Annotated in this window: 11 protein-coding genes and 1 tRNA gene; 6 read left to right on the forward strand and 6 right to left on the reverse strand. The window is 58.5% G+C overall.

Annotated elements, in window-relative coordinates:
• On the forward strand, positions 1–889 hold an 889-nt coding region (locus ARB25_RS00015; protein WP_156327642.1), incomplete at its 5' end, for an SDR family oxidoreductase.
• Positions 890–931: 42 nt separating this feature from the next.
• On the opposite strand, the gene ARB25_RS00020 is transcribed toward ARB25_RS00015, so the two are convergent.
• The 3 genes from ARB25_RS00020 to ARB25_RS00030 are packed head-to-tail and all read right to left on the reverse strand — an operon-like array spanning position 932 to position 5,273.
• Entirely contained in the window at positions 932–3,343 is a 2,412-nt protein-coding gene (locus ARB25_RS00020; protein ID WP_055285099.1) for a YfhO family protein, read from the reverse strand.
• Complete coding sequence (locus ARB25_RS00025) at positions 3,327–4,295, reverse strand: glycosyltransferase family 2 protein (protein WP_055285100.1); 969 nt, start codon at positions 4,293–4,295, stop codon at positions 3,327–3,329. Before ARB25_RS00025 ends, ARB25_RS00020 begins: the two co-directional genes overlap by 17 nt.
• 6 nt (positions 4,296–4,301) lie before the next feature.
• Positions 4,302–5,273 (reverse strand): glycosyltransferase family 2 protein, encoded by a 972-nt coding sequence (locus tag ARB25_RS00030; RefSeq protein WP_055285101.1) that lies wholly within the window; start codon positions 5,271–5,273, stop codon positions 4,302–4,304.
• A 160-nt stretch (positions 5,274–5,433) separates the two neighbouring features.
• Between ARB25_RS00030 and ARB25_RS00035 the strand changes: the two genes are divergently transcribed.
• From ARB25_RS00035 to ARB25_RS00055, 5 genes are all read left to right on the forward strand, one after another.
• Positions 5,434–6,279 (forward strand): ABC transporter permease, encoded by an 846-nt coding sequence (locus tag ARB25_RS00035; RefSeq protein ID WP_253276015.1) that lies wholly within the window; start codon positions 5,434–5,436, stop codon positions 6,277–6,279.
• Positions 6,280–6,290: 11 nt separating this feature from the next.
• Positions 6,291–7,058: an ABC transporter ATP-binding protein gene (locus ARB25_RS00040; protein WP_006236046.1), complete on the forward strand. Its 768-nt coding sequence runs from the start codon at positions 6,291–6,293 to the stop codon at positions 7,056–7,058.
• 53 nt (positions 7,059–7,111) lie between these two features.
• Positions 7,112–7,188, forward strand: a tRNA-Arg gene (locus ARB25_RS00045).
• Between the two features lie 75 nt (positions 7,189–7,263).
• A complete protein-coding gene (locus tag ARB25_RS00050) occupies positions 7,264–7,782 on the forward strand; it encodes an acyltransferase family protein (RefSeq protein ID WP_055285102.1) in 519 nt (172 codons plus the stop codon).
• Positions 7,783–7,824: 42 nt separating this feature from the next.
• Positions 7,825–8,250: a hypothetical protein gene (locus ARB25_RS00055; RefSeq protein WP_055285103.1), complete on the forward strand. Its 426-nt coding sequence runs from the start codon at positions 7,825–7,827 to the stop codon at positions 8,248–8,250.
• A 61-nt stretch (positions 8,251–8,311) separates the two neighbouring features.
• Here ARB25_RS00055 and aroQ read toward each other — a convergent pair whose 3' ends face one another.
• From aroQ to pheA, 3 genes are all read right to left on the reverse strand, one after another.
• Positions 8,312–8,749, reverse strand: a complete 438-nt coding sequence (gene aroQ, locus ARB25_RS00060) for a type II 3-dehydroquinate dehydratase (protein ID WP_055285104.1) — start codon at positions 8,747–8,749, stop codon at positions 8,312–8,314.
• 64 nt (positions 8,750–8,813) lie between these two features.
• Positions 8,814–10,064 carry a shikimate kinase gene (locus tag ARB25_RS00065; protein ID WP_055285105.1) on the reverse strand — a complete coding sequence of 417 codons (1,251 nt, stop codon included), beginning with the start codon at positions 10,062–10,064 and terminating at the stop codon, positions 8,814–8,816.
• The coding region (gene pheA, locus ARB25_RS00070) for a prephenate dehydratase (protein ID WP_055285106.1) at positions 10,065–11,120 on the reverse strand (1,056 nt) is incomplete at its 5' end. It lies immediately after the preceding gene.

Below are 11,120 nucleotides of genomic sequence, written 5' to 3' on the forward strand. Positions count from 1 at the left end.
GGCGCCGAAGCGCACCCTCGTCACCGGCTGCAACGGCCAGCTGGGGCATGCGGTGCGCAAACTCGCCGAGGAGCGCGGCGTGGCGAAGGACTTCGACTTCTGCGACATCGACACCTTCGACATGTCCGACCCGGAGGCCTATGCGCAGTACGACTGGTCGCTCTACGGCACCGTCATCAACTGCGGCGCCTACACGGCGGTGGACAGGGCCGAGACCCCCGAGGGCCGCGCGACCGCATGGAAGGCCAACGCCACCGGACCGGCCCTTCTCGCCCGCACCTGCGCCGGGCACGGCATCACGCTCGTGCACGTGTCCTCCGACTACGTCTTCGACGGCACCGCCGAGGTCCACGACGAGGGCGAGCCCTTCAGCCCGCTGTCCGTCTACGGCCAGACCAAGGCCGCCGGAGACATCGCCGTGGCCGGCTGCCCGCGCCACTACATCATGCGCAGCTCCTGGGTCATCGGCGAGGGGCACAACTTCGTCAAGACGATGAAGGCGCTGTCCGACCGAGTCGCCGACCCCGAGGACGGGCTCGAGCGGGTCACCGTGGTCGACGACCAGCTGGGCCGCCTGACCTTCACGCGCGACATGGCAGCGGCCATCTTCCACGTGCTGGGCTCGCACGCCCCCTACGGCACCTACGGCTGCACCGGCTCCGGCGCCGTCAAGTCCTGGGCCGACATCGCCCGCGCCGTCTTCGAGGCCGCCAACGGCAACGGGGACAAGGTGGTCCCCGTCAGCACCACCGACTACTACGCAAATGCCGCCGGCCCCATCGCCCCGCGCCCGGTCCACTCCGCGCTCGACCTGTCCAGGCTCGAGTCGGTCGGCTTCCGCATACCCGACTGGGAGGAGGAGCTGGGGGAGTACCTCAAGACACTCTAGTCGCCGCTATTGAATTGACGAGAGTAAAAAAGCCGCCGCTTGTTAACGGCGGCTTTTCTTATGCGTGGCGTATAGTCCCGCTGCAATAAGGGCGGCTGCGGTCGCCAGACTCACTGCAAGCCCCGCAAGGGCGCCCGGAGTCTTGTAGGTCATCGCGATCCTATTTGCGCCTTTCTGTATGTTCAGGGACGACAAACCCTTATCGGCGGCGGGCGTTAGTTCTGCGGCGGTTCCGTTTACCGTTACGTTCCAGCCCTCATCGTACGGAACGCTCAGCAACAGGTTGCCATCGTTCTTGGCGGTATACTCGCCCTCAATCTTGCCGTCTTCAAAAACTGTTGGAACAAACTCATTTGCCTTGAGCTTGTCGATAATCTGCTCAAAGATTTCCAGATTGAGGGCGTAAAAGACCGGCTCATTGTCTTGGGGCATGTCTGTATAGCCCTCTGCGACTCCGATTGACACCGTATGTTGGCTCGGGGCGTCCGATGCGTCTGCAATCTGTCGGATATTGTTGTCGAATCTCCAAGCCTCGTTTTTGATTGTTCGCTGGTCGATGGTGAGGGCGACGGGCCAATAACTGCCGGCGGTCGCATCTTTGTTGATGTAGAGATACCCGATGGAGCTTGCCGGTACAGTAACGCTCCATTGCTTTAAGCTATCGCCATTCTCCGTGCTCGTGGCCTCGATCTTGGTATAGAGCTCGACCTCGCGGCCTAGGATTTTGCTGTAGAGGTCGTTCTGCTTTTCGAAGGGGTTCTCGCTCTTCAGCGTGCTGTTTTTGATATCGCTTGAGGCTGCGATGCCAATGCTGAGCGCATAGGGGTTCTCGTACACCGCGCTTGTGGAGTCGGCCTTATTCGTCTTGGCTGAAACGTATCCTGCAGGCGCGTTTTCAGGAATAGCATACTTGACTCCCAGTAGGGCATCGACGGCGAGAATGGGCTCGGCATAACGGGTCGAGAATTCGCCGACGCTGCTGTATCCAAGGGAATTGAGCAGTGCGATGGCCTGCGGGTTGTTGGCGGACGAATATGAAGACAACTGGTTGTATCCAAGCGCCAGGCCTTCGTTGAGGGCGGCGCTGTCGACGCGTGTGGTCGTGCGGTCAATGCGATAGAACGGCGCAGAATCCTGGTCTTGAATGGCTGTGATCGTGTTGGTTGCGGTGGCGACATAGGCGCTGTTGGCTTCTTCGGAATAGCCTGTGTACAGCTGGTTCCACATAACATGGGCGTTGGCAAATAGTTCAATTGCCGTGATTGCCAGGAGTGGCAGGATGATGGCCGGACGATGGGCTCGACATAATGTTGGCCGCTCTTTGAGTTTCTGCAGCGCGTATCCTGCTGCCCACAGCGCAAAGAAGCTAGGCAAAAAAGCCGTGCGCGAATAGAAACCGTTGGGAACGCGCATGCCGCACCAGATGTACTCGAGCGGGCTCAAAACGGAGCTGGCGACCAGGATTATCGTGACGACGAGTGTTGCGATGCGCGTCTTGATTGAAACCGTCCGGCTAACCAGCAGACTCAACGCGAGCATCATCATGATGACGCCGCAATAGAACTGCGGTGTGCTTTCGTTGTTTACCCACATGCAGGGAAGAAAGCCCCTGATGAGCGACTTGAGGCTGGTTTTAAGTAGGGGGCCGAGTGCCAGAACGGGACCGCCCTTAGACATGGCAAGGATGGTCGGCAAAAAGGTCCAGGCGGACAGGAGCAGCCCAAGCGCGATAGCCCCGGCGAATCGCAGGGCCCGATCGAGCATGAGCTTCCAGCTAAATCCTTCTTCTGCAGCATAATCGACAAATTCGACCAATACGAAGATGCAGAGGAACAGGATGCTGATGTAGGTCGTATACCAGCAGAACATGACATTGAGCGCCGTTGCGATGACGAGGCGGATCATACGCTGCTTGCGGATAAGCTCGTGGCATCCGTAGGCGCAAATGGGCAGCAGGATCAGGCAATCGATCCAGAGCGGGTTGCGCAGGTTGCTGATGGTCCAGCTGCAAAACGTGAACGAGAGGGAAAGCAGGAATGCGGCGGGCTTGGACAGGTCAAAGCGCTTTTGCGCGTACCAAGCGCTGGTGATGTTGATGCAGCCCAGTTTGAGCGCGGTTATGGCAAATACGAAGAGCGTCAGCTTGTCCGCGGGAAACAGCACGCAGAGCAGGTTGAAGGGGCTGGCGAGGTAGTAGCTATAGAGCCCCCATGTGTTCATGCCGAGTCCCTGCGAGAAGGAATAGCGAAGGCTTGCCTCGCCTAAAAGGACGCGGCGAAACCACGCGAAGAAGTCGATGTATTGGTATTTGAGATCGTTGGTGAGAAACGAGTTGTCGCCAAAGGGGTAGACATGCCCCACCGCTGCAAGTGCGACAAAGAATGCGACGGAAAACGTGAAGCAGGCGGCGTAGAACGCCAAATTCTTGAGTGTGCTGTTATTGGGCCGTGTCATCAGATTCCTCGTTGGACTCTCGGATGATATAGATGGGGCGGCGCTTGGCCTCCAAGTAGGCTTTTGCCAAGTACTCGCCAATGATTCCCAGGCACAGGAGCTGCATGCCGCCAAACAGCGTAATGAGGCAGGCAAGGGAGGGCCATCCGCCTACGGGGTCGCCCCAAACAAGCGTTTTGACCAGGATGACGATAAATCCCAGGATGGCGATGAGGCAGAAGACGATACCCGTGAGGGCGGCGAGGGAGAGTGGCGCCGTGGAAAACGCGACGATGCCGTCGATGGAATAGAGGAGCAGCGACCAAAAGCTCCATTTGGTCTCACCGGCCACGCGGTTGACGTTTACGTAGGGGAGCCATTTGGTCTTGAAGCCGACCCAGCCGTAGATGCCCTTGGAGAATCGGTTGTATTCGCCCATGGAGATGATGGCGTTGACCATAGGTCGCTTCATGAGCCTAAAATCGCGTGCTCCGTCGACGATGTCGGCCTTGGAAATGCGGTTGATGATCTTGTAGAACATACGGGCGCAGAACGACCTGATGGGAGGCTCGCCTTCGCGGGTGGTCCTGCGTGTAGCGACGTTATCGTAGTTTTCGGTCTGCAAGATCTCGTACATCTGCGGCAGGAGCGAGGGCGGGTCCTGCATGTCGGCATCCATGGTGGCGACATAGTCGCCCTTTGCGTGCTGTAGTCCGGCGAGTAGCGCCGCCTCCTTGCCAAAGTTGCGCGAGAAAGAGTGCCAGCGGATGGCGTATGGATGCGCCGCCGCGGCTTCTGCTTTCATGACGGCGAGCGTTTTGTCTGTCGAGCCATCGTCGATGAGGACTGCCTCAAAGGAGATGCCGGGGTCTTGCTGGGTCATGATGTGAACGACGCCATCGAGCTCTTTGAGAAAGATCGGAAGTGATTCCTGCTCGTTGTAGCACGGCACGACGATGGAGATGAGCGGCATGGTGGTTTACCTCTCGCTTGGCTTGGAAGTAGGGTGGCCGGGCTGGACATCGTAGGCGTATTTACTGTACACGTTGACCTCCCACTGCTTTTTTTCGACCTTTGCTACAGAATCCAGGATGAATCCGGTCGCAAGGCTCAGGCCGCACAGGAACATAAACGAGGCGGCGAGCATAGCGGTGGGGAAGCGCGGGACGAGGCCGGTCTGGAAATATTCGACAACGATGGGCATGCCCAGGGCGAGGCCGATCACCGCAAACAGAAGCGCGACGAGGCTGAAGAACTTCAGCGGGCGGTAGTCCTTGAACAGCGTGCCGATCATTGCAACGACTTTAATGCCGTCGCTCACGGTATTGAGCTTGGACTCGGAACCTTCCGGACGGTCACGGTACTCGATGGGCACATCTTTGATGCGCCAGCGGTGGTCGACGGCGTGGATTGAGAGCTCGGTTTCGATCTGGAAGCCCTCGGAAAGCACGGGGAAGGTTTTAACGAACGGGCGGCTCATGGCACGGTAGCCGGTCATGACATCATCGAAGCTGTAGCCATAGATCCACTTGATCATGGCGCGGACCAGATTGTTGCCAAAGCCGTGGAAGGCACGCTTGTTCTCCTCGGCATAGGTGCCGTTGGAAAGGCGATCGCCTACGGTCATGTCGGCCGTGCCGCTGAGGATAGGCTCGCAGAGGGCTTTGGCCGCCTCGGCGGGGTAGGTGTCGTCTCCGTCGACCATCAGATAGCAATCGGCGTCGATATCGCGAAACATCTGGCGGCACACGTTGCCCTTTCCCTGACGGGGCTCAAAGCGGACCGTGGCGCCGTGCTCGGTGGCGATGCGTGAGGTATCGTCCGATGAGTTGTTGTCATAGACATAGACCGTCGCTTGCGGAAGCTCGCGGTGAAAGTCGTCGATGACCTTACCAATCGTGAGTGCTTCGTTGTAGCAAGGGATGATGACGGCGATGGATTTAGAATTCACTCAATGCTCCTTATACAATCAATCCTTGAAAGTATAGCCGTTTGGGCTTGTCATCCTAAGATGTGGGTTAGTTCTCCAGTTTTGTTGCGCGAATCGTTTGCATGGCCGTCGGGTCTATACTGTTCGCTTGTCAACGATTACGAGTAAAGGAGTTGCATCCGTGTCGGATCAGACAAAGCAACAAGAAACTCGCAGTCTGCCTGCGACGTTTGCTAAGAACGAATTTGAGAAGGACGCGTTTATCCTTCGTCAGCTGGTTACCAAGGATTTTAAGATCAAGTATCGCCGTAGCGTTCTGGGCGTCGCATGGTCGGTGCTCAACCCGCTGCTGATGATGATCGTCATGGCTATCGTGTTCTCGACGATTTTCGCCCAGGGCCGCAATGGCTCAATTACGCCCGAGATGTACCCGCTGTACTTGATCGTGGGTAACGTTACCTTTGCCGTGATGTCTGAGTCCACGAACCAGGCACTGACGTCCATCGTGGGTGCGGCTCCGCTGCTTAAGAAGGTTAAAGTGCATCGTTGGGTTTTTCCGGTGCAGAAAGTGCTTTTCTCACTCGTGAACTTTGGCTTCTCGCTGGTCGCCGTAGCTATCGTTATGCTGTGGTTCCGTGTTATGCCTTCTTGGCACCTAATTCTGCTGCCGGTCTGCCTACTGCTGCTTATGTGTTTCTGTATGGGCTTGGGCATGATGCTCTCTGCCCTTACGGTTTTCTTCCGCGATGTCATGCATCTGTGGAGCGTCGTCATCACGGCATGGACCTACATTACGCCCATCTTCTGGACGACTGACTTTATTGCGCAAATGCCGCATCTCGTGCGTATCTTGATGTATGCGAACCCCATGTACAACTACCTGCAGTTTATGCGTGATATCTTCCTGTTCCAGACTACGCCCTCGCTTATGACGTTTGGTATGTGCGTCGCTTGGGCGGTTCTTGCGCTTGTTATCGGCTACACCGTGTTCCATAAGTCCGAGCGCAAGTTCATCCTCTACATCTAAGGAGTGCTGTGATGACTGAATCTGTTGTTGATTACAGCGAGCAGCCTCTGGCTGTCGAGGTCGACGACGTCACCATGATCTTTAACATGGCGTCCGAGTCGCTGACCAACCTCAAGGAGTACTTCATCAAGCTTGCCAAGCATGAGCTGTTCTTTGAGGAGTTTAGAGCGCTCAAGCATATCTCGTTTGATATTCATCGTGGCGAGGTCGTGGGTCTGGTCGGCACCAATGGCTCCGGCAAGTCTACGATGCTCAAGATTATCGCTGGCGTGCTTGAGCCTAGCGAGGGCAGCGTTAAGGTGCACGGTAACATCGCGCCGCTGATTGAGCTTGGTGCCGGCTTTGACCCCGAGCTGACCGCTCGCGAGAACATCTATCTGAACGGCGCCCTGCTCGGCTATACCAAGGAGTTCATCGATGCCAACTTTGACGGCATTATTGAGTTCGCTGAGCTTCAGAACTTTGTCGACATGCCGCTTAAGAACTTCTCCTCGGGCATGGTGGCGCGTATCGCCTTTGCAATCGCGACGATTACCGAGCCCGATATTCTGATCGTTGACGAGACGCTGTCCGTCGGTGATGTGTTCTTCCAGCAGAAGTGCGAGGCCCGCATCCAGCACTTTATCCAGAGCGGTGACGTGACGGTTCTGTTCGTTTCGCACTCCATGGAGCAGGTTGAGCGCATCTGCCAGCGTGCCGTTTGGATTGAGAAGGGTGACCTTCGCATGGACGGCCCGGTCGATGAAGTCTGCAAGGCGTACCGCGAGCAGTTCAACTAGGTTATAATTACTACCGCTTGGCTGAATTGTTTGGCTGGGCGTGCGGTTTATTTGCTCCATTAGCTCAGTTGGATAGAGCAGGGGACTTCTAATCCCAAGGTCGACGGTTCGAATCCGCCATGGAGCACCATCGTTTATTAAGCCCGGACCGCTTGGTGGTCTGGGCTTTTTTCATCTTGTGTGCTGCGGTTTTGAAGGGCGTGTTATGGGGAGTAAAAGGCTCGACTGGATCGATATTGCAAAGGGGATTGCAATTATTCTGGTCATTGTGGGGCACACCGTTCCAAATCCCTCTCCTTTGCGACACGCGATCTTTTCGTTTCACATGCCGGTGTTCTTTATTCTTGCCGGGTATACGTTTAGGCCTAAGCCGTGGTGTGAGCTGCTGAGTGGTTCGGTGTCTCGCCTGCTGGTGCCGTATGTGGTTCTTGCACTGGCGTGGCAGGTGCCGACGTTCTTGATGAGCGGCGCTCCTTTGACGAGCGGTGCGCTGGTTGCGGGGCTTAAGACGCTTGTGTTTGCCTCTGGCGTTGATGTGCCCGGGCTTGGCGTTGCCGCCGTTGGCATGGCATGGTTTCTGGCGGCGCTGTTTGCGTCACGGTTGCTGTTTAATGCTCTGATGCTGCTGTTTGACGCACGCGAACTTGGAGTTGTTTACCAAGGTGTTGCCTGTACCGTAATTGCCTTCTGCGGTTTGAGCGTGTCTCGATTTATGGGCGTTTAACTGCCGCTCGATCTGGATCTGAGCTGCTACATCGCCTTGCTGATGTGGATTGGTTATACGGCGCGCCAAAGGGGGCTGGAGCCGAGCGCTAGCAAGCCTCTGCTGTTTATTGGAGCCGGCGTTGCTTGGCTTGTCCTTGCCGCGCTGAGTGGGCTTGAGCTTTCGAGCCGCCGCGTGGATGGGTTTGTGGTTGCGACGGCTGCCGCTCTTGCCGGCAGCTACTGCGTGTGCTGGGTTTCCATGGCGCTGGAGAAGCTTAAAGACGCGCCCGTGTTGGGGGCGTTGGAACGGGGTCTTGTGTTCTGCGGACAGGTCAGTCTTGCCATCTTTGCAATCCACGCGGTTGATTGGTTTATTCCTTGGCAGACCATGCCTCTGCTTATGACGCTGCCGGCATCGTGGCTCTTCGCGTCAATCGTACGCTGTACCTGCGATATGGGATTGGCGTACGTGATCAAGAAGGCGTAATAACAGTGGGGAGGACCAACTTGGCCCTCCCCACTGTTATTTATTCAGTAGTGTTGCGGTCTTACTTTTCGAGATGCTCTTTCAGCAGCTCCAGCGCGTGTGCGTAGCCCTGCAGGCCCTCGCCGGTGATGGTGGCGAAGCAGGCTAGGCGTGCATAGCTCACCTGGCGGAAGTCCTCGCGCGTCTCTACGGCGCTGATGTGCACCTCGACGGCAGGGATGGCAACGGCCTTGAGGGCGTCGAGGATCGCCACGCTCGTGTGCGTGTAGGCCGCCGGGTTGATGACGATGCCGTCGACCTTGCCGTAGGCCTCCTGGATCTTGTCGATGATGCTGCCCTCGTGGTTAGACTGGAAGACATCGACCTCGTCAAAGCCCTGTGCGGCGCCCGCTTCCTGGCAGATCTGCACTAAGCGGTCGTAGTTGTCACTGCCATAGATGCCCGGCTCGCGAATGCCGAGCATGTTGAGGTTGGGGCCGTTGATGACGAGTGCTTTCATGGTTGCTTCCTTTGCAGTCGAGAAACCACCACAAAGGTGCCTGTCCCCTTTGTGGTGGTTTTGGTTAGAGAGCGGGTGGGAGGGTGTCGAGGATGGCACGGGCGGTGTTGGCGGCGCAGTCGCGTGAGTCGATGATGTAGTCGGCCCAGGCGCGGTAGCGTGGCATGCGCTGTTCGGCCAGCTTATCGATGCCGTCGCGGGCGGTGATGGGGCGTCCCTTGTGGGCGAGCTCGTCGAGCTTGCGGTTGAGCATCACGATTTGGCTGTTCTGGTGCAGCAGCGGGTAGTTCTCGTCACGCGTGACCACGCCGCCGCCGGTGGAGAGCACCAGGCCGCTGCGCTTGGAGATGTCGGACAGCGCCGTCGTCTCCTGCTCGCGGAAGGCCGCCTCGCCGCGCTCGACGATAAAGTCGGCGCAGGGCATGCCCAGACGCTCCTCGAGCGCACGATCCAAGTCGATGTGCTCGCGGCCCGTGAGCTGGGCGATTTGCTCACCCACGCGGGTCTTGCCCGAACCCGGCATGCCGATCAGCGCGATGTTCTGTTCGCGGCGTGACAGGCGCTCCGTTACGTCCAGGATGCGCTCGCGCGGGGTGACTTGGCCGGTGTAGCGTTCGACAGCCTGCGCCGCTTGGGCCACGAGCATGAGCAGGCCGCCGATGCAGGGGATGCCGTGGCGCTCGGCCTCGAGCATGAGTCCCGTGCGGGCAGGGTTGTAGACAATGTCGATAACTCCCTCGAGCGCATCGAGCCCTTCGAGCGTGCAAGGCGCGTCGGGGCAGTGGGGGAACATGCCGGCGGGCGTGCAGTTGACGAGCAGGGCGGCGTCGGACTGCTGCACGATATTGCCGTAGTTGACCTCGCTCGTGCGGCCCACGCGCACGACGATGGCACCTAGGTCATCGAGCACCATGCTGGCCGTGGTGCCTGCGCCGCCGGTGGCGCCGAGCACGAGGACCTTCTTATCGGCAACCTCTACGCCCAACTCCTCGACCAGACACTGAAAACCAAAGTAGTCGGTGTTGTCGCCGCGCAGGCGACCGTCAGGCAGGCGCGTGATGGTGTTGACGTTGCCCATGCGCTCGGCCAGCGGACTCAGCTCGTCCAGGTATTCCATGACGGCGCGCTTGTAGGGGATGGTCACGTTGGTGCCCTCCCACTCGTCGCCCGTCATAAAAGCTTCCAGATCCTCGGGCTCGCGCTCAAAACGCACGTACTCGAGTCCTGCGAGCTCCTTGTAGATGGTCGGGGTGTAGCTGTGGCCCAGCACGCGGCCCAGTACGCCGTAGGGGCGGGTTGCGGCGGTATCGGTCATCTAGAGCACCTCCGTGTAGCTGCCAAAGTAGGTGAAGCTCTCGCACACGTCGTCGATTGAGTCGAGCAGGTCGTCGAGGGCGTTGCTGCCAAAGGGGCAGTCCAGATCAAAGTAGAACATAAACTCAAAATCGCGACCGGGGATGGGGCGGCTCTCGAGCTTGATGAGGTTGATATTGAGCGCGTAGAAGCGCTCGAGTACGCGATAGAGCGCACCCGGTTCGTTGGCCGTGGTAATCATGAGCGAGGTGCGGTTGGCGCCGGGGTAGACGCGCGGTTCGCGGCTGATGACGACAAAGCGCGTGTAGTTGTTGTCCGAGTCCTGGATGTTGGGCTCCAGCACCTCCAGGCCGTAGAGCGCCGCACAGCTGCGCGATGCGATGGCGGCAACATCGGTGCGCTCGGAGCTGGCGACCATCTCGGCCGACATGGCCGTGTTGGGGTACTTGGTGGCGTGCAGGCCGTGCGCCTCGATAAAGCTAGCGCACTGCGCGATGGCCTGACCGTGGCTGTAGACCTCGCGTATGTCCGCGAGCTTGGTGCCGGGTTTGACGAGCAGGTTGTGGTCGATCTTGAGTCGTAGCGAGCGCACGATGTGGAAATCGAACTGGGCGAGCAGGTCGTAGACGGCGTTGACCGAGCCGGCGGTGGAGTTTTCGATGGGCAGCACGCCAAACTCGCAGAAGCCGTCGCGCACGGCGCGCATGACGCCCTCGAAGGTCTCAAAGAACGCAATGTCGGGCACGTCGAAGAGCTTGCACGCGGCTATCTGGCTGTAGGCGCCTTCCACGCCCTGGCAGGCGACGGAGGCCGTCTGGGGAAAGGGCGTATCGAAGGCTGTGGCCGTGGCATGGGCCTTTTGCGACACCGTAATGCCCTTGAGCTCGTTGATGTAGCGCTGCTGCTCGGCCTTGCTCATGCTCATGAGGAGACGGAATAGGGTGATGGTCTGCGCCTCGTAGCGCTCGGGCGCGCGACTGGCGAGGTTGTTGAGTTTGGAGCGCTCGCGGGCGGGGTCAAAGACGGCCTTGCCCATCTCGATTTTTGACTTGGCGAC

The sequence above is a fragment of the Collinsella aerofaciens genome, from assembly GCF_001405375.1.
GTDB classification, from domain to species: Bacteria; Actinomycetota; Coriobacteriia; order Coriobacteriales; family Coriobacteriaceae; genus Collinsella; species Collinsella aerofaciens_F.

Bases quoted from the DNA above. Each gene is read 5' to 3' on its own strand.
- aroQ (WP_055285104.1), bottom strand. From the start codon at position 8,749: ATGAAAGCACTCGTCATCAACGGCCCCAACCTCAACATGCTCGGCATT.
- ARB25_RS00020 (WP_055285099.1), bottom strand. From the start codon at position 3,343: ATGACACGGCCCAATAACAGCACACTCAAGAATTTGGCGTTCTACGCC.
- ARB25_RS00040 (WP_006236046.1), top strand. From the start codon at position 6,291: ATGACTGAATCTGTTGTTGATTACAGCGAGCAGCCTCTGGCTGTCGAG.
- ARB25_RS00065 (WP_055285105.1), bottom strand. From the start codon at position 10,064: ATGACCGATACCGCCGCAACCCGCCCCTACGGCGTACTGGGCCGCGTG.
- ARB25_RS00055 (WP_055285103.1), top strand. From the start codon at position 7,825: ATGTGGATTGGTTATACGGCGCGCCAAAGGGGGCTGGAGCCGAGCGCT.
- ARB25_RS00050 (WP_055285102.1), top strand. From the start codon at position 7,264: ATGGGGAGTAAAAGGCTCGACTGGATCGATATTGCAAAGGGGATTGCA.
- ARB25_RS00025 (WP_055285100.1), bottom strand. From the start codon at position 4,295: ATGCCGCTCATCTCCATCGTCGTGCCGTGCTACAACGAGCAGGAATCA.